This is a genomic window from Bradyrhizobium sp. AUGA SZCCT0176, assembly GCF_018130145.1.
Classification (GTDB): domain Bacteria; phylum Pseudomonadota; class Alphaproteobacteria; order Rhizobiales; family Xanthobacteraceae; genus Bradyrhizobium.
This window is the reverse complement of sequence record NZ_JAFCMB010000005.1, coordinates 1-18,193: the sequence shown is the minus strand read 5'-3', so window position 1 is coordinate 18,193 and position 18,193 is coordinate 1. Positions and strand designations below refer to the sequence as shown.

At 63.4% G+C, this 18,193-nt stretch carries 15 protein-coding genes; 7 read left to right on the top strand and 8 right to left on the bottom strand.

Features of this window, described 5'->3' with window-relative positions; all coding sequences use genetic code 11:
• Positions 1–37 precede the first annotated feature (37 nt).
• Complete coding sequence (locus JQ600_RS13980; protein WP_212392380.1) at positions 38–916, bottom strand: VOC family protein; 879 nt, start codon at positions 914–916, stop codon at positions 38–40.
• A 245-nt stretch (positions 917–1,161) separates the two neighbouring features.
• Between JQ600_RS13980 and JQ600_RS13975 the strand changes: the two genes are divergently transcribed.
• Positions 1,162–2,055: a sugar kinase gene (locus tag JQ600_RS13975; RefSeq protein WP_212392381.1), complete on the top strand. Its 894-nt coding sequence runs from the start codon at positions 1,162–1,164 to the stop codon at positions 2,053–2,055.
• Between the two features lie 20 nt (positions 2,056–2,075).
• A complete protein-coding gene (rbsK, locus tag JQ600_RS13970; RefSeq protein WP_212392382.1) occupies positions 2,076–2,984 on the top strand; it encodes a ribokinase in 909 nt (302 codons plus the stop codon).
• A gap of 44 nt (positions 2,985–3,028) precedes the next feature.
• On the opposite strand, the gene JQ600_RS13965 is transcribed toward rbsK, so the two are convergent.
• The gene (locus JQ600_RS13965; protein ID WP_212392383.1) at positions 3,029–4,015 is read right to left on the bottom strand and encodes a sialic acid TRAP transporter substrate-binding protein SiaP; all 987 of its coding nucleotides are present in this window, start codon (positions 4,013–4,015) and stop codon (positions 3,029–3,031) included.
• Between the two features lie 97 nt (positions 4,016–4,112).
• Positions 4,113–5,348: an NAD(P)/FAD-dependent oxidoreductase gene (locus tag JQ600_RS13960; RefSeq protein ID WP_212392384.1), complete on the bottom strand. Its 1,236-nt coding sequence runs from the start codon at positions 5,346–5,348 to the stop codon at positions 4,113–4,115.
• 269 nt (positions 5,349–5,617) lie between these two features.
• On the opposite strand from JQ600_RS13960, the gene JQ600_RS13955 reads away from it, so the two are divergent.
• Positions 5,618–6,421 carry an enoyl-CoA hydratase/isomerase family protein gene (locus JQ600_RS13955; RefSeq protein WP_212392385.1) on the top strand — a complete coding sequence of 268 codons (804 nt, stop codon included), beginning with the start codon at positions 5,618–5,620 and terminating at the stop codon, positions 6,419–6,421.
• 16 nt (positions 6,422–6,437) lie between these two features.
• On the opposite strand, the gene JQ600_RS13950 is transcribed toward JQ600_RS13955, so the two are convergent.
• A complete protein-coding gene (locus tag JQ600_RS13950; protein ID WP_212392386.1) occupies positions 6,438–8,147 on the bottom strand; it encodes an IlvD/Edd family dehydratase in 1,710 nt (569 codons plus the stop codon).
• A gap of 169 nt (positions 8,148–8,316) precedes the next feature.
• Between JQ600_RS13950 and JQ600_RS13945 the strand changes: the two genes are divergently transcribed.
• Positions 8,317–9,324, top strand: a complete 1,008-nt coding sequence (locus JQ600_RS13945; protein ID WP_212392387.1) for a Gfo/Idh/MocA family protein — start codon at positions 8,317–8,319, stop codon at positions 9,322–9,324.
• Positions 9,321–10,013, top strand: coding sequence for a GntR family transcriptional regulator (locus tag JQ600_RS13940; RefSeq protein ID WP_212392388.1), 693 nt, complete (start codon positions 9,321–9,323; stop codon positions 10,011–10,013). Before JQ600_RS13945 ends, JQ600_RS13940 begins: the two co-directional genes overlap by 4 nt.
• 134 nt (positions 10,014–10,147) lie before the next feature.
• Here JQ600_RS13940 and JQ600_RS13935 read toward each other — a convergent pair whose 3' ends face one another.
• Positions 10,148–10,966, bottom strand: coding sequence for an NAD(P)-dependent oxidoreductase (locus tag JQ600_RS13935; protein WP_212392389.1), 819 nt, complete (start codon positions 10,964–10,966; stop codon positions 10,148–10,150).
• Positions 10,967–11,072: 106 nt separating this feature from the next.
• On the opposite strand from JQ600_RS13935, the gene JQ600_RS13930 reads away from it, so the two are divergent.
• Entirely contained in the window at positions 11,073–12,038 is a 966-nt protein-coding gene (locus tag JQ600_RS13930) for an SMP-30/gluconolactonase/LRE family protein (RefSeq protein ID WP_212392390.1), read from the top strand.
• A 27-nt stretch (positions 12,039–12,065) separates the two neighbouring features.
• Here JQ600_RS13930 and bla read toward each other — a convergent pair whose 3' ends face one another.
• The 3 genes from bla to JQ600_RS13915 form a co-directional block, all read right to left on the bottom strand.
• Positions 12,066–12,956, bottom strand: coding sequence for a subclass B3 metallo-beta-lactamase (bla, locus tag JQ600_RS13925; RefSeq protein ID WP_212265012.1), 891 nt, complete (start codon positions 12,954–12,956; stop codon positions 12,066–12,068).
• 155 nt (positions 12,957–13,111) lie between these two features.
• Positions 13,112–14,542 carry an aldehyde dehydrogenase family protein gene (locus JQ600_RS13920; protein ID WP_212489956.1) on the bottom strand — a complete coding sequence of 477 codons (1,431 nt, stop codon included), beginning with the start codon at positions 14,540–14,542 and terminating at the stop codon, positions 13,112–13,114.
• A 287-nt stretch (positions 14,543–14,829) separates the two neighbouring features.
• Complete coding sequence (locus JQ600_RS13915) at positions 14,830–17,196, bottom strand: transketolase (RefSeq protein WP_212392392.1); 2,367 nt, start codon at positions 17,194–17,196, stop codon at positions 14,830–14,832.
• A 138-nt stretch (positions 17,197–17,334) separates the two neighbouring features.
• Between JQ600_RS13915 and JQ600_RS13910 the strand changes: the two genes are divergently transcribed.
• Positions 17,335–17,796: an Lrp/AsnC family transcriptional regulator gene (locus JQ600_RS13910; protein WP_212392393.1), complete on the top strand. Its 462-nt coding sequence runs from the start codon at positions 17,335–17,337 to the stop codon at positions 17,794–17,796.
• The last annotated feature ends 397 nt before the right edge of the window (positions 17,797–18,193 follow it).

The following is an 18,193-nucleotide window of genomic DNA, read 5'->3' as shown; positions in this document are numbered from 1 at the left end:
ATGGATTGCTTCGCTCACGCTCGCAATGACGGTTGGATCAATCGGCGGCGCCCGGCTTCACCGAAGGCTGCACCAGCAGCGTCGGCACGCCGCAGGTGCCGTTGCGCACGGTCATCACCCGCGTCCCCGGCTTGCGGCCGGTGCGGATTTCGGAGACGTCGACGCCGGCAGCCGTCAGCCGCGCATGGGTGGCGTCGATATCTGCGACGCGCCAGCACAGGCCCCGCAGCCTGTCCCGGAGTTTATCTTGGAGTTTATCTTGCGCCCCGTCCGCCGGCTTGCCCGGCCGGTGCGTCACCTCGACGATGAGATCGCCGCAGCGGAAGAACATCAGCCGGCCCCAGTCCGGATGCGACCGGTCGAGCGCCATGTCGAGCCCGAGCCGCGCCCCATAGAGCGCGGCGGCCCGCTCGGGATCGGGCGTCGAGACCACGACATGATCCATCGCGGTGATCGATGCCGGCCCGGTTCGCACCGACAGCGGGCGCTCCTTTGCCAGTTCGAGGAAGAACATGCGGATGCCACGCGTCGCATCTGTGGCGGCGCGGGTGCGCTTCCACGACAAGGTCGCCTCCGTGACCGCATCGCGGCTTTCGACCTCGGCGACCGGCTCCGGCTTCAGGGTCAGCCGGTCGAGCCTGCGATGCAATTTCGTGATGTCGTTGGTGCGAAAACAAAGGCTCGCCAGCCCCTCACCCTGCGCCGCGAGCACGGCGCGAATGCGCTCCGCGGCCTCGCCGTCGCCGCTCGGCGCCATCAATTCCAGCGTCACGTTATCGAGGGTGAACAACACGCGCTCGGCGCCGTCGCCACTGTTGCGCCAGGCCGGCGTCCGCCCAAACAGCGTCTGATAGGCCGCCTCGCCCGCCGAAATATCGCCGGTGAGAACGACCACATGATCGAGACCTGTAATCACGGCAAAAGCCCTCCCCCTTTTGTCGCACCGTCCGGAACCCCGGGCAGCGGTCAGCCGTTATGGCCCGGCATCCTGACGATCCCTCAAGGACGGTCCTAATCCCCTGACATGCCCTTCTCAAGCCGCAAACACGGCACGGCTGCGAATAATTTCAGCGAATGCATCCGACAAGCGGTGCTAGTGTAGCGCGCCGGGCCGGACCCACCCTTCAGCCCAAGACTCTGAAGTACAATGACGGAAAACGAATGCAGGCCCTCTTCATCGGACAGACCTATATCGACGTCACCTTCATCACCGACCACATGCCGACCGGCGATGAAAAGCATGTGGCCTCGGCCTACGCGGTGTCGTTTGGCGGCAACGCCGTCACGGCGGCGTTCTGCTGCGCCAAGCTCGGCATCGTGCCGGACCTGATTGCGACGGTCGCCAACGACTGGCTCGGCCGCATGTTCTGGGACATGAGCGCGAAATACGGAATCTCGATCCATCCGCGCAAGGTCAACGCCTCCTCGCTGTCCTTCATCATGCCAAAGGACGGCAAGCGCGCCATCGTGCGTTGCCGCGACGACGAACACATCCATCCCTTCCCCATCCTCAATATCAAGGGATGCCGCGCGCTGCATATCGACGGCCACCAGCCGGACGCTGCCATCCATTACGCCAAACTATGTCGCGAAGCCGGCATCCTGACCTCGCTCGACGGCGGCGGCCTGCGCAGCAACACCCATGAGCTCCTGGAATTCATCGACGTTGCCATCGTCGCCGAGCGGCTGTGCGAACAGATGGACAAGACGCCGGAGACAATGCTGGATTATCTCAAGAGCCGAGGCTGCCGGGTCGGCGGCGTCACGCTCGGCGAAAAGGGCCTGCTGTGGTACGACGAGACCGGCTCGGTTCGCAGCCTGCCCGCACTGCCGATCCCGCGCGAGCGCGTGATCGACACCAACGGCGCCGGCGACGTCTTCCATGGCGCCTATGTCTATTCCTATTTGAGCAACCCCGGCAAAAGCTGGCGTGACCATTTCGAATTTGCGCGCGCCGCGTCGACCTTCAAGATCCAGCGGCTCGGCAACGAGGCGGGATTGCCGACGCTGACGGATATCGAAGTGGTCAAGATGGCGTTTGCGGCCAGCTCGTGACCGGATGAATTGGAGCTAGTATGGGGCGCGTCTTCGTCGCCGGCAGCATCAACATGGATGTGGTGGCGACCGCCGACCGGCATCCGCTTGTCGGCGAGACCGTCGCCGGCAATGCGGTGCTGTATTTCCCCGGCGGCAAGGGCGCCAACCAGGCGGTGGCGGCCGCCAAGCTCGGGGGATCAACCACGCTGATCGGCCGGCTGGGTACGGATGCCTTCGGGCAGCAATTGCGGGCGTTTCTCGCCGCGCAAGGCGTTGACCTCGCGCATCTCAAGGACACCGCCGAGGCCCATACCGGAACGGCGCTCATCACGATTGCCAATGCCGACAACACCATCGTCGTCGTGCCCGGTGCCAATGCGCTTGTGAGTGCCGAGGATGTCGGCACGCCCGTTCTCGCCAGGGGCGACATCGCAGTCAGCCAGTTCGAAATCCCGCTGCCCACGATCGCTGCATTCTTCGAGCGCGCCCGCGCTGCCGGTGCGACCACGATCCTCAACCCCGCGCCCGCGACCAGGTTCGGACAGGAATTGCTCGATCTCGTCGACATCCTCGTTCTCAACGAGACTGAGCTTGGGTTTCTCACCGGCACTGAGCTTCGCGACACGGATGAGCCTGCGCGCTTCGTCGAGGCGGCCCGGTCGCTCCGCACGAGCTCGGATCGGATGATCTGCGTAACCCTCGGCAAGCGCGGCGTGCTCGCACTGAGCGGCGGCGATGCGTCTGTCATCGCCGGCCGCGCGGTCAAGGCCGTCGACACGACAGGCGCCGGGGACTGCTTTGTCGGCGCGCTGGCAGCACAATTGTCCGACGGGCGCGCGATCCGGGACGCGCTCACTTACGCCAATGCCGCCGCGTCGATCTGCGTGCAACGGATGGGCGCAGCACCCTCAATGCCGACGGCGGCGGAAGTGGCAGCCATCATCTGACCCCTCTCCGCTACGTTCGCGTCAGGGCCGGTGAAACGCAGCCGTCACTTCAACGACTGCAATTCGTCGTATTGCGCCCGCGTCCATCCGGCGCCGGCGGCGGCATCGTTGTGCAGCGGAACCGCTGCTTGCCGGAAAGCTTCGCGATCCGGCTCGACCACGGTCATGCCGAGCTTCTTGAGCTGTGTCGCCAAAACCCGTTCCGAAGCCTCGATCGCCTCCGTCGCCTTCGCAGCGGCCTCCTTCATCGTATCCGCAAACAGCTTCTGCTCGTCCGGCTTCAGCTTGTTCCAGACGTGGCTGCCGACCACCGTCACCATCGATTCCGTGATGTGGCCGCTCAGCACGATGTGACTCTGCACCTCGTAGAATTTCTTGGCCATGATCGTGGGCAGCGGATTCTCCTGACCATCGACCAGACCTTGCCGGAGCGCATTATAGACGTCGGAGAACGCGATCGGCGTTGCGTTGGCGCCGACGGATCTGGTGAACATCAGGACCAGCGGCGCCGGCGGCACACGCAGCTTCATGCCCTTCATGTCCTCGGGCTTGCTGATCGGCTTGTTGGCGGTGACATGACGCTGCCCGTAATAGGTCAGCGCGACGATCTTGTGCCGGGTCTTGTCTTCATAGTCCTTCGCAAGGTCGGCAAACAGCTTGCTGGCGCGATAGGCCTTCCAATGGTCGAAATCGCGCAGCATGAACGGCGCGCCGGTGATGCCGAGCGGCTTGTAGGTTGCCGCGACGAAGTTGTTGCCGACATAGACGATATCGACGGTGCCGAGCCCAAGCCCCTCATTGAGCTGATTCTCGTTGCCGAGCCGGGAAGCCGGAAACACCTCGATATCGAATTTGCCGTTGCTACGTTTCCTGATCTCGCCCGCCGCCCACAGCGCTTCGGTGTGGTAGGGCTCGGTGATCTCGTAGACATGCGCCCATCGCAGCTTGGTCTGGGCCGAGGTCGGGCCGGCCATGACCATGGCAAGGATGACGGCGCTGCTTAGCATCAGACAGCGTGTCCAGGCGGACATGCTACCCTCCCCGATTGACTCCCGGAAGCCTCTGGCGAGCTTTCTACAGCGTTGCCGAAATGGTCCGCCGATGCAAGTGGACTGGCGGCACTCCGATTTAAGTCAGCGCGCTCTTCAGATCGAAGCTGCTATCAGCCGCCTGCTCCGGCCCAATCGAGCCGTTGGCGGCCAGCAGGCGCCGTCCGAACATGTGATCCCCGGCACGGTTGACGGATTCGATGCCGACGAGTTGCCCGGACTTGTAGCAGAAGGCGGAGAACGCTCCCGCCCCTTGATCGCCGCGCACCGCCACCTGGTCATAGCCCGTCGTCAAACCCGCGATCTGAAGCTTGTGGGGACCCTGGTCGCTCCAGAACCACGGCAGCCCGTCATAGACTTTGGCATCGCCGGTGAGCCGCGCCGCGACACAGCGCGCGTGGTCGGTGGCGTTCTGCACGGATTCAAGCCGCAGCGACCCGCCAAAGCGCGGGCTGGCATAGAGCGCGCAATCGCCGACCGCCGAGATATCCGGATCGGCCGTCAACAGATGTTCGTCGACGATGATACCGGCCGCCACCGGCAGGCCGGCCTGGGCCGCCAGTTCGACATTCGGCAGGACACCAACCCCGACCACGATGAGGTCGGCAGGCATATGCCGGCCATCGCTGAGGCTGACGCCGGTGACATTGCTGCCGTCGCTTTCGATGCTCGTGACCTGCACGCCCAGATGAATGCGAATGCCGGCCGCAGTGTGGCTCGACTGGAAGAATTCGGAGATTTCAGCGGTCACCGCGCGCGCCATCACGCGGGTGCCGAGTTCGACCACGTCGACTTCCAGGCCCTTGCCCCGGGCGGTCGCGGCGAATTCCAGTCCGATGAAGCCGGCCCCGATCACGACCACGCGCTGGCCGGATCCGATCCGGTGCCGCAACGCCTCGCTTTCGTCGAGGGTGCGCAAATAGCGCACGCCCTCCAGATTCGCGTTGGGGATGTCGAGCAGGCGATTGCGCGCGCCGGTCGCCAGCACGAGGTGGCCGTAGTCGAGGAAGGAACCGGAGGCGAGCAACAATTTATGCGCCCCGCGGTCGATCGACACCGCCCGGTCGGAAATCAGCTCGATCTTCTGGTCGGAAAAGAATTTTTCCGGCCGGAACATCAGGCTATCAGGCCCCCCGGTTCCCTTCAGATAGGCCTTGGACAGCGGCGGCCGCTGGTATGGCAGATGGCCTTCGTCATTCAGGAGCACAATGCGCTCGGCAAAGCCGTGCTGGCGAAGCGAGGCCGCAACCTGAAAGCCGGCATGTCCGGCGCCGACGATTACGACAGGCCCTTGCAAATCCGGTCCTTGCGTCATCGGGACAACCCAATTGCAGGCGCACAGGAATTACCCATGTCGTCTCCTCTCACTGCTGATGTTGGCTTGCTCGCCTCGTGAGAGCGGCGCTCGTGTCCGCGTCCCGAACGATGGGCACCCCCATTAGGCCTCAAGGTTCGGCAACGCGCAAGGGCACCCCTGCCCCGGAAGCACGGATAAGGCCGCATCCTGCGGCCGGGTCCGGGATTGTCTCCCCCGGGCTTCTGCGATTTAAATGCGGGCGTCCGTTCCGCCCGGAGGATTTTCCGATGACGACACAAGATCATACCGCTGCCCCATCCGATGAGCCGGCACGGCTCACGATCGAAGGTCCGATTGCGACCATCACGCTGAACCGGCCCGCGGCGTTCAACTCGATCGACCTGTCAATCGCGAAAAAGCTGGAACAGCTTGGCGCCGAGGTCGAGGGCAATGACGCGATAAGAGTGCTGGTGATCCAGGGCGAAGGCCGCGCCTTCAGCGCCGGCGGCGATCTGCAGACCATCGGTGCTGCCGCAGCCGCAGACACCATTGCGCCCGTGGTCGGCGAACTCTTGAAGCACTATCACGCCTTCATCGAAACCATCCGGCGGATGCCGAAGATCGTGCTGTCGAGCGTTCACGGCTCGGCGGCGGGCGCCGGCATGGGCCTCGCCTTCGTGACGGATCTTTGCATCGCCGCTGAAGACGCCCGCTTCACGCCGGCTTACGCCAAGATCGGCGTGTCGCCGGATGGCGGCAGCACCGTCGGCATGGTCGGCACCGTCGGCACCCGCCGCGCGCTGCAGCTGTTTCTCGCTGAAGACAGTTTTTCGGCGCAGCAGGCTTACGATTGGGGTTTGGTCGCCAGGGTTGTTCCGGCCGCAGAACTGAAAGCGGCGACGCAAAAATTCGCCGAGCGATTGGCGCAAAACCCGCCAGCGGCGATCAGCGGCACCAAGTCGCTGGTTTACCAGGCCGCGGTCACCCCCACCAAACAGCAACTTGATGCCGAGGAACAGAAGATCATCGACGCCATGCACACCGATGATTTCCGTGTTGCGGTGAAGAAGTTCACCAGCAAGGGGAAGTAGAGGCGGCAACCGAAGCCTAGCCCTTCCCCTCGCCGCGCATGAAATCGAAATCGCAGCCTTCGTCGGCCTGCAGGATGGTCTCGTTGAACAGATGCGCGTATCCGCGCCTGGCCCATTCGGGTGTTGCTGGCGGCGCCAGCGCGGCGCGGCGTTTTTCGAGCTCGGCATTGTCGACCAGGAGATCGATGCTGCGTTTGGCGACGTCGAGCCGGATCATATCGCCATTCCTCACCAGCGCCAGCGGACCGCCGACGGCGGATTCCGGCGTGATGTGCAGCACGATGGTGCCGAACGCCGTCCCGCTCATGCGCGCGTCCGATATCCGCACCATGTCCTTGACGCCTGCGCGTCCGAGCTTTTTCGGGATCGGCAGATAGCCCGCCTCCGGCATGCCCGGCGCGCCCTTCGGCCCGGCATTGCGCAGCACCAGCACGTCGTCGGCGTTGACGTCGAGTGCGGGATCGTCGACCCGCAGCGTCATGTCCTCGACCGACTCGAACACCACGGCGCGGCCGGTATGCTGCAAGAGCTTGGGGCTTGCCGCTGAATGCTTGATCACGGCGCCGCGCGGCGCTAGGTTGCCGTGCAACACCGCCATCGCGCCTTCCGGCTTGATCGGATTGCTGCGGGGACGGATCGCATCCTGCCCCGGCACTTCTTCGGCGTCAGCCACGACATCGCGCAGCGTCGCACCGGTGATGGTCTTTGCATCGAGATCGATGAGATCGCCGAGCTGCGCCATCAGCTTCGGCAGGCCGCCGGCATGATGGAAGTGCTCCATGTAATGCTCACCCGACGGCTTCAGGTCGATCAGAACAGGCACCTCGCGGCCAAGCTTGTCAAAACCTTCGAGATCGATGCGATGTTTGGTGCGGTTGGCAATCGCGGTCAGATGAATGAGGCCGTTGGTCGAGCCACCGATCGCCTGCAGCACGACTTGCGCATTCCGGAACGACGACGCGGTCAAAAACTCGCTCGGCCGCGGCCCCTTCGCCTTGGCCAACGCGGCGGCGACCTTGCCGCTCGCCTCCGCGGAACGGAAGCGTTCGGCGTGTGGCGCGGGAATGGTGGCGCTCATCGGCAGCGACAGGCCCAGCGCTTCGGTGATGCACGCCATTGTGGACGCCGTGCCCATCACCATGCAGGTGCCGACCGATGGAGCGAGGCGGCCGTTGACGGCTTCGATCTCGACATCGTCGATTTCACCGGCGCGGTATTTTCCCCATAGCCGCCGGCAATCGGTGCAGGCGCCCAGCACTTCGCCCTTGTGATGCCCGACCACCATGGGCCCTACGGGAATGACGACGGTCGGAAGGTCCGCACTGACCGCAGCCATAATTTGCGCCGGCAGGGTCTTGTCGCAACCGCCGATCACGACAATGGCGTCCATCGGCTGGGCGCGGATCATCTCCTCGGTATCCATAGCCATCAGGTTGCGCAGATACATCGAAGTCGGATGCGAAAAACTTTCGGCGATCGAGATGGTCGGGAACACCATCGGCATCGCGCCGGTCAGCATCACCCCGCGCTTCACCGCTTCGATAATCTGCGGCACGTTGCCATGGCAGGGATTGTAGTCGCTGTAGGTGTTGGTGATGCCGACGATCGGGCGGTTGAGCGCGTCGTCGGAATAGCCCATCGCCTTGATGAAGGCCTTGCGCAGGAACAGCGAGAAGCCAGCATCGCCATAACTTGCCAGTCCCTTGCGAAGTCCGTCATCAGCCATCTTGTTCTTCCCTGTTGCAGCAGACTCGCACTAAAGGAGCCTGAGAAATTATTGTCAATATTTGATATTCGGCGCCAAAATTACGCTGTTTCGTCACCAATCATGTGGCATTATTGACAATAATATCCGCGCGTGCTGACTTCCAGCGATGATCGGAAGCGAGCATCCCATGAACAAGCCGTTGCGCGTTGGCCTCGTCGGCGCCGGCATGGTGAGCCGCCATCATCTGATCGCATGGGCCAGTATAGCAGATCAGGCGCGCGTTGTTGCGGTCGCCGATCCCTCGGCCGACAACTCCGCACGCCGTGCAACCGAATTCGCAATATCCAACACCTACGCCAGCGCGGAAGCGATGCTGGCCGAGACCGAACTTGACGCCATCGACATCGCGGCGCCACGCGAGATGCACGCGCCGCTGGTGCGGCTCGCGGCAGCTAAGCGCCTGCCGGTGCTCTGCCAGAAGCCGCTGGCACCGAACCTGCAGCAAGCGACCGACCTCGCTGCCGAGGTCCGCGACCTGACGCGGTTGATGGTGCACGAGAACTGGCGTTTTCGCGGATATTATCGTGACGCCGCGGCCTGGCTGCGAGAGGGCCGTATCGGCAACATCAAGCAGGCGCAACTCACCTTGCTCACGTCGGGTGTGCTGCCGGGACCCGACGGGCTTTGTCCGGCCCTGGAGCGACAGCCCTTCATGCGGCGCGAGAAGCGCATGCTGGTCGCGGAGGTCTTGATCCACCACCTCGATACGCTGCGGATGCTGCTCGGGCCGCTGCGCGTGACGGCGGCTGCGCTTTCGCGCTCGAGCGAGCAGCTGGTCGGCGAAGACGGCGCGGTGATCCAGCTCCAGACCCAGAACGGCGCCGGCGTCACGGTGTTTGCGAGCTTTGCCGCGCACGGGCATCCGGCCACCCAGATCGACCGGCTCGAAATTCTGGGCGACAAGGGCGCCATCAAGCTAGACGGGCCACAACTCATCTGTTCGGGCGTAACGCCGCAGCAGAGGGTCTACGATCTCGCTACCGAGTATCAGGGGTCCTATAACCGGACGATTGCGCACTTCGTGCAATCACTACGGGACAACACGCCGTTCGAGACCGCGCCGCAGGATAATCTGGAGACGTTGCGGCTGGTCGAGGATTGCTATCGGATGTCAGGCTGGGAGGCTTTGCAATGAAGCCGCAAGAAGCATTGACCGAGATTTCCGCGCTGACGCGAGAGGAAGAGCAGGCGGAAGTGATCCGCCGGCTGGAAGAGGACATCATCTTCGGCCGCTTCGCGCCGGGTTCGCGGCTGGTCGAAGACACGCTGATGACGCGCTACCGCGCCAGCCGGCATTTCGTGCGCCAGGGGCTGTTTCAACTTGAACGCCAAGGCATCGTGCTGCGCGAGAAGAACATCGGCGCCACCGTGCGGTTCTATTCGGCCGAGGAAGTGCGGCAGATCTACGAGGTGCGGGAAATGCTGACGCGGCAGGCGGCGCTGATGATCGCGTTGCCCGCACCCTCAAGCCTGATCGAGCAATTGAGCGAATTGCAGCGGCAGTACTGCGCCAGGGCTGACGCCCAGGATCTGCGCGGCATACATGAAGCCAACGACGCCTTTCACGTCGCGCTGTTCTCCGCTTGCGGCAATCCCTATCTGGTGCGTTCGCTGCAGGACTACATGAACCTGACGCTGCCGATGCGCGCCAAGAATCTGGCCGACAAAGAGGGGCTGGCGCTGTCACGGCGCCAGCACGAATTCATGATTGAACTGCTGAAAGGCCGCGACAACTGGGCGCTGGCGCAGCTCTGCGTCGATCACATGCAGTTCAGCAAGTCGGATTATCTCGACCGCATCGCGGGGGATGAGACCGCGAGATAGCAGCTGTCATTCCGGGGCGATGCGAAGCATCGAACCTCAGATGCGCAATTGCGCATTGGGGAATCTCGAGATTCCCCGATGTGCCAGTGCACATCTGAGGTCTGCGCTTCGCGCATCCCGGAATGACGTAAACGTCACTTCCAGTCCACGATCCTGCTCTTGTCGCCGTCGAACTCCATGCCGCAGAACGTGCCGCCCTGGTAGAAATCGCTGACGGGATCAGGCTTGAGCTTGGCCTGCTCGGCCATCGCATGCTCGCGATGATCTTCGCCGCGGCCGGTCGGGCGGTAGCCGAGTTCGTAGGCGCGATGATTATCCCACCAGGCGCGCTCGTTGTAGGACGCGCCGTAGAAGATCTCGAAATGAATGTCGGGATGGTCGAGCCCGATCCGGCAGAGTTGCACCAGATCTTCCGGCTTCAGCCAGATCGCGAGCCGGCGCTGGTCCAGCGGCTTTTCGCCGAAATTGCCGATGCGCAGACACGTTACCCCAAGCCCGTGCTTGTCGGCATAGAGCGAACCGACCGCCTCACCAAATACCTTGCTGACGCCATAACGGCTGTCCGGGCGCGCGGTGACGTCGGTGCCGATCCGGTGGTGGCGGGGGTAGAAGCCGACCGCGTGGTTGGATGAAGCGAACACCACGCGCTTGACACCCTTCTTGCGCGCCGCCTCGAACAGATTGTAGCAGCCGATGATGTTGGATTGCAGGATAGAGTCCCACGGGCCCTCGACCGAATAGCCGCCGAAATGCAGGATGCCGTCGACACCTTCGCAGATCGCCTCGACCTGCGCGGGATCGGCCAGATCAGCCGCTTTGAATTTTTCATTCGCGCCGAGATCCGCAGGCGTCGCAAGGTCGCTCAGCAGCAAATCCGGATAGATCGGCGGCAACAGTTTGCGCAGGCTGGTGCCGATTCCACCGGCAGCGCCGGTCATCAATATGCGTGGCATTTATTTCCTCTTGTCTTTCCTCTTCGTTGCGACCGATTTGCGGTCGCTGGCCGACAATGATAGCAAAACATTCTGCGAGGAAACGCAACAGCAACGAGAACAGCAAATGTCCGAGGCAACACCCCGCGCCGGCTGGCAGCCGGCGACCTGTTATCCCGATCCGGCGATCCACGCGCTCGATCCGCGGTTTGAGAAATACTGGCTCAAGCTTTCGGCGGTGGAACGGCTGACCACCGGCCTGCGCTGGGCCGAAGGCCCGGTATGGTTCGGCGACGGGCGCTATCTGTTGTGCAGCGACATTCCCAACAACCGCATCATCAAGTGGGAAGAGGAGACCGGCGCGGTCAGCCACTACCGCAAGCCGTCGAATTTCGCCAACGGCCATACCCGCGACCGCCAGGGCCGGCTGATCACCTGCGAACACGGCGGCCGGCGTGTTACCCGCACCGAATATGACGGCTCGATCACGGTGCTGATCGATTCCTTTGGCGGCAAGCGGCTGAATTCGCCGAACGACGTCGTGGTGAAATCGGACGGTTCGATCTGGTTCACCGATCCGATCTTCGGCCTGCTCGGCAATTACGAGGGCTACAAGGCCGAGCCCGAACTCGACATGAACGTCTACCGCCTCGATGGCACCACCGGAAAGGCGACCATCGTCGCCGAGGGCATTTTGGGGCCGAACGGGCTTTGCTTCTCGCCGGACGAGAAGATTCTCTACGTGATCGAATCCCGGGGCGTGCCGACCCGCAAGATCCTCGCCTACGACGTCTCGCCCGGCGGCGACACGCTTTCCGACAAGCGCGTGTTCGTCGACGCCGGTCCCGGCACGCCCGACGGCATGCGCGCCGACATCGATGGCAATCTGTGGTGCGGCTGGGGCATGGGCGATCCCGAACTCGACGGCGTCGTGGTATTCGCGCCCGATGGCGTGATGATCGGCCGCATCGCCCTGCCCGAACGCTGCGCCAATCTCTGTTTCGGCGGCTTGAAGCGCAACCGGCTGTTCATGGCAGCGAGCCAGTCGATCTACGCGCTGTATGTGAACACGCAGGGCGCGCTCGGGGGATAAGTCAGCGCCATCCCTGCCCGCGCCGGTTCAGCCCTTCTTTTCCTGCGCGGCGGCGGTCTGCTTGGCGAGCCCCTCCTCGAACGCCTTTTCCAGCGTCGCGGCATAGTCGTTGAACTCGCCGGGATTAACGAACGGATTGGGTCCGCCCTCGGCGAGTTTGGCGCGCTTCTCGGCCATCTTGTACATTTCCGGATGCGGCGCGAGCAGGACATCCACCTTCATGCCCCGGGCCCGCGCGAACGTCTTGCGGTAGTCCGCGACGATGCCCGGATAGGTCGGGTTGGTGACAAGTCGGTTCAGCGCCACGGTGCCACTGCAGAAGATCAGGACCGAGCGCGTGACGTTGTTGTCCTTCACCGAAAATTCCCAGCTGGTGCAGCCCGGCGAATGGCCAGGCGTTTCGCGCGCGGTGATCTTCACATCGCCGAGCGTAATCGTGTCACCCTCGCGCATGGTGCGGTCCACTTTGACCGGCGGGAAATTCAGCAACGTTTCCTCCCGCGCGCCCGGATAATAGCCGCCTTCGAGCAGCGGCTTGTCTGCCTCACCGGCGACAAGCTGGGCACCGCTCGCCGCTTTCATTTCGGCCAGACCACCGGTGTGGTCGATATGGGCGTGGGTGTTGAGGAGGTATTTGATGTCGGTGACCTTGAAGCCGAGCTTTTCGATGTTGCCTTTGATCTGCGAGGTCGCCTCCGGCATCACGGTGTCGACCAGGATGTGCCCCTGCGGCGTGGTGATCAGGTAGGACGCGAGCCCATGGGTGCCGACATAATAGACGTTACCGATGATCTTGAACGGCTCAGTCGGCTTGTTCCAGGCAATCGTAAGTGTCGCGAGCAGACCCTTGAGGTTCTGAGCCTGCGCTGCGCCAGCGAGCGACAGCAAGGCGACCAACATCACGATCAGCTTTTTCATTTCCACCCTCCGTTCTTGCTCTTGTATCGTCTCGCCATGGCGGCTTTACGGCGAGGCACGGCCAACACGCTATGCGAGGTCCCTCAACGGAAAATGCCGGCTGCTTTAGGGCAGCCGGCACTCTTTCGAATAGACGACGCTAGCGCCGCATCAGCTTACGCGGCGTTGTAGCCGGCGACCGCCTTCACTTCGAGATATTCTTCCAGGCCGTACTTGCCCCACTCGCGGCCGTTGCCGGACTGCTTGTAGCCGCCGAACGGCGCGGTGCGATCGTTCGGAACGCCCTGCAGGTTGACGTTGCCGGCGCGGATCTGTCGGCCGACGCGGCGCGCGCTTTCGACGGTGTCACCGGTGACGTAACCGGCCAGACCATACGGCGTGTCGTTGGCGATCTTGACCGCCTCGGCTTCGTCCTTGGCACCGAGGATCGTGAGCACCGGTCCGAAGATTTCCTCACGGGCAATGGTCATGTCGTTGGTGACGTCGGCGAAGATGGTCGGGCGCACGTAGAAGCCCTTGTTGACGCCCTCGGGCAGACCGGGACCACCGGCCACGAGGGTTGCACCTTCCTCGATGCCCTTGTGGATCAGCGCCTGGATCTTGTCCCACTGGATGCGGGACACGACCGGGCCGATGGTGGTGCCGTCGGCACGGGGATCGCCGGCCTTGGTCTTGTCGGCGACCGCCTTCGCGATGGCGGCGACTTCCTTCATCTTCGACAACGGCACGATCATCCGCGACGGCGCGTTGCACGATTGTCCAGAGTTGTTGAACATGTGCATGACGCCGCCGGTGACCGCCTTGGTGAGGTCGGCGCCTTCGAGGATCACGTTCGGCGACTTGCCGCCGAGTTCCTGGCTGACACGCTTCACGGTCGGCGCGGCGCGCTTGGCGACATCGACGCCGGCGCGGGTCGAGCCGGTGAACGAGATCATGTCGATATCCGGATGCTCGCTCATCGCGGCACCCACCTCGGGGCCGAGGCCGTTGACGAGGTTGAACACGCCCTTCGGCACGCCGGCTTCATGGAGGATTTCCGCGAAAATCAATGCCGAGGTCGGTGTGAATTCCGACGGCTTCAGGATCATGGTGCAGCCGGCGGCAAGCGCGGGCGCGACCTTGCAGGCGATCTGGTTCAGCGGCCAGTTCCACGGCGTGATCATGCCGATGACGCCGACGGGCTCGCGCAGCACCGTGGCGGTGCCGAGGTTTTCCTCGAAGTGATAGTTCTTCAGCACTTCCAGCGTGGAAGCGATGTGGCCGAGGCCGGCGCCGGCCTGCAGGCGCTCTGCCATCGGCAGCGGCGCGCCCATTTCGTCGGAAACGGCAGCGCCGATGTCCTTCATGCGGCCCTTATAGATCTCGATGATCTTTTCCAGGAGCGCGACGCGCTCCTCGCGGCTGGTCTGCGAGAAGGTCACGAAGGCGCGCTTGGCGGCAGCGACGGCCTTGTCGAGATCGGCCTTCGAGCCGAGCGCAACCTCATACATCGCCTCTTCGGTCGCCGGATTGACGACGGGCGTGGACTTCTTGACGGCGGGATCGACCCAGGCGCCGTCGATGTAGAATTGCATACGGTTGACCATCGGAAACCTCGTTATTTCACAGGACGGAAGGATTAAGGGAACGGGGGCGTTCGGCAGGCATCCTTGCACGAAAATCCCGGCAATTGAACCCGCCATATGCGGGATACCGCGTCGCGGCAGGCACCGGATATAAGGTCAGGCGCGTGACGGATGCAAGACGGTAACCGTCGCCCCGGCGAAGGCCGGGGCCCATACGCCGTGAACTCTCATTTTGGCACTCCCGCCGACACCGATTAACACAACCACTGCTGCGGAGTATGGGCCCCGGCCTTCGCCGGGGCGACGCGTCACACCGCCATCTTCCGATGCCGCACCGGCGCCCCCACCGTGAGGCTTTCCGCCGCATCGATGATGGCGTTGGCGTCCATGCCGTGGTGGCGGTAGAGGTCGGCGATGGTGCCGGTCTGGCCGAACTGCTCGACGCCCAGCGCCTCCACCCGGTGGCCGCGCACGCTGCCGAGCCAGCCCAGTGCGGCCGGGTGGCCGTCGATCACGCTGACGATGCCGCAGTCGCGCGGCAGCGGCGCCAGCAATTGTTCGATATGGCTGAGATGCGCCGCGCCGCGGCGGTCGCGGCGCAGTTTTCGCGCCGCGGTCCAGCCTGAATGCAGCCGGTCCGCCGAGGTCACCGCCAATAGTCCAACGTCCCGGTGGCTCTCCCCGATGAAGCCGACCGCCTCGATCGCCTCGGGCGCGACCGCGCCGGTATAGGCGATCACGACGTCGCAGTTCGCACCCGGCTTGCGCAGCCAATAGGCGCCGTCGGTGATCTCGCGCTGCAGGTCCGGCGTCATGATCCGCTGGGGCTGGTCGATCGTCCGCGTCGACAACCGCAGATACACCGACCCGCCCTCACCGGCTTCGCGCTGCATGTGCTGGAATCCCCAGCCCATGATCACGGAGAGTTCATCGACAAAGGCCGGCTCGAATGAGGCCAGGCCGTCCTGTGCAATGCCGATCAGGGGCGTGGCGATCGACTGGTGCGCGCCGCCTTCTGGTGCCAGCGTAATGCCCGACGGGGTCGCCGCCACCATGAAGCGCGCGTCCTGGTAGCAGGCGTAATTCATCGCATCGAGGCCGCGCTGGATGAAGGGATCGTACAGCGTGCCGATCGGCAGCAGCCGCTCGCCGTTGATCTGGTGCGACAGACCCAGCGCCGAAAGCATGATGAACAGGTTCATCTCGGCGATGCCGAGCTCGAGGTGCTGGCCCTTGGGCGAGAAATCCCAGTTGAAGGTCGAGGGAATTTTCTCCTGACGGAACAGATCGTGATTTTCCGCCTTCGCAAACAGCCCGCGCCGGTTGACCCAGGCGCCAAGATTGGTCGACACCGTCACGTCGGGCGACGTGGTGACGATGCGCGAGGCCAGTTCGGTATCGCCGCGCGCGAGTTCGTTGAGCACGAGGCCAAAGCCCTGCTGGGTCGACATCTGCGCCGCCGGCTTGAAGGCGAGTCGCTCGGGCACCTCGATTACGGGCGCGGTGAGGCGCCGGCGTCCCTCGGCGTTGAACGGCGCTTCGGTGAGGAACGCTTCGAGATCAGCTGCATCCTGCGACAACCCTTCGAACTTCTCCCATTCATGGCCGGGGCGGATGTTCTGCGCCGCACGCCATTTTTCCATCTGCGCGACCGTCATCAGACCCGCGTGGTTGTCCTTGTGGCCCTGCATCGGCAGCCCGACGCCCTTGATGGTGTAGGCGATGAAGCAGACCGGGCGATCATGGTCGATCGACTCGAAGGCATCGATCATGCTGGTCATGTCGTGGCCGCCGAGATTGGACATCAGCGCCAGCAGTTCCTCGTCACTGCGGCGATCGATCAGTTGGGTGACCTGCCCCTGATCGCCGATGTCGTCCTGCAGATGCTTGCGGAACGCGGCACCGCCCTGGAAGCACAGCGCGGCATACATCTGGTTCGGGCAATTATCGATCCAGCGCCGCAGCGCCTCGCCACCGGGCTCGGCGAACGCCGCCTGCATCAGCGTGCCGTATTTCACGATTCTGACGTCCCAGCCGAAATTGCGGAACATGGATTCGAACTTTTCCCAGAGCCCTTCGCGCACCACGGCGTCCAGGCTCTGGCGGTTGTAGTCGACCACCCACCAGGTGTTGCGCAGCCCGTGCTTCCAGCCCTCGAGCAACGCCTCGAAGATATTGCCCTCATCCATTTCGGCGTCGCCGACCAGCGCGATCATTCGCCCCTCGGGACGATCTTTCATCCAGCCATGCGACTTGACGTAATCCTGCACCAGCGAGGAGAACAGGGTTTGCGCCACGCCGAGGCCGACCGAGCCGGTGGAGAAATCGACGTCGTCGGCATCCTTGGTGCGCGACGGGTAGGATTGCGCGCCCTTGAAGCCGCGGAAATTCTCCAGCTTCTCGCGGGTCTGATGGCCGAACAGATACTGGATGGCGTGGAACACCGGGCTCGCATGCGGCTTCACCGCGACGCGGTCCTGCGGCCGCAGCACCGAGAAATACAGCGCCGACATGATGTTGGCGAGCGAGGCCGAAGAGGCCTGATGGCCGCCGACCTTCAGGCCGTCGGCGTTGGCGCGGATGTGATTGGCGTGGTGGATGGTCCACGACGACAGCCAGAGTACCTTGCGTGCCAGCGCGGACAATAATTCCAGGCGTGCGGGCTCGATGGGCATGGCGTTGCTCCGGACTTCAAGGATTCTAGCCAAATTTTACCGGGACTGGCCTCCCCAGAAATCTCAATTTCCCGCGACATACCGTCTCAAATTGGGATAAAATACCAATCCGAGCCCCATTATCCAGAGTTCGTTCCAATGCATACCCTCGACGCCATCGACCGCAAGATCCTCAGCCTGCTGCAATCCGACAGCCGCATGACCATGCAGGAGCTCTCCGAGAAGGTCGGACTCTCGGTGTCGCCCTGCCACCGCCGGGTGAAATTGCTCGAGGAGCGCGGCGTCATCACGCGCTATATCGCCACCGTTGACCAGAAATCGCTGGGCCTGCACGTCAGCGTCTTCATCTCGATCAAGCTGGCGCGGCAGAAGGAAGAAGACCTCAACCGGTTTGCCAAGGCGATCTCGAAATGGGACGAGGTGCTGGAATGCTATCTGATGACGGGAAATCGCGACTACCTGCTGCGTGTCGTCGCCGCTGATCTGTCGTCCTACGAGGCGTTCTTGAAGAACAAGCTGACGCGGCTGGATGGGATTGCGTCGATCGAGTCGAGTTTTGCGCTGAGCCAGGTGAAATACTCGATCGCGCTGCCGGTGTGAGGAAAAGCACTCATCTCTCGTCGTCCCGTCTTTCGTCGTCCCGGCGAACGCCGGGACCCATACTCCGCGGCGGTTATTTTGCGAAAGGTATCTAACGTCAGCGCTCTCACCGATGGGCCGCGGCGTATGGGTCCCGGCTCAAGGCCGGGACGACAGGGGTGTATGTTGTTGCACCATCATCCAAAACGCAGTTTCGCATTCTCGCGACGCATTGCGCCCGAGGTTTGCTGGAAACCTCCCGCCCTCTCATCAAGAGGGCGCAGGGAAGACCGGGTGCGCGCTGCACCCGCGGTCCCGTGTGCGGTTTGCACAAAACAAAGTGCACACGAGCATACAGGGCAGCGGAGAACACCCGGCCTTCCCTGCGCAATGGCTTTACGGCTTATGCCGTGCTCTC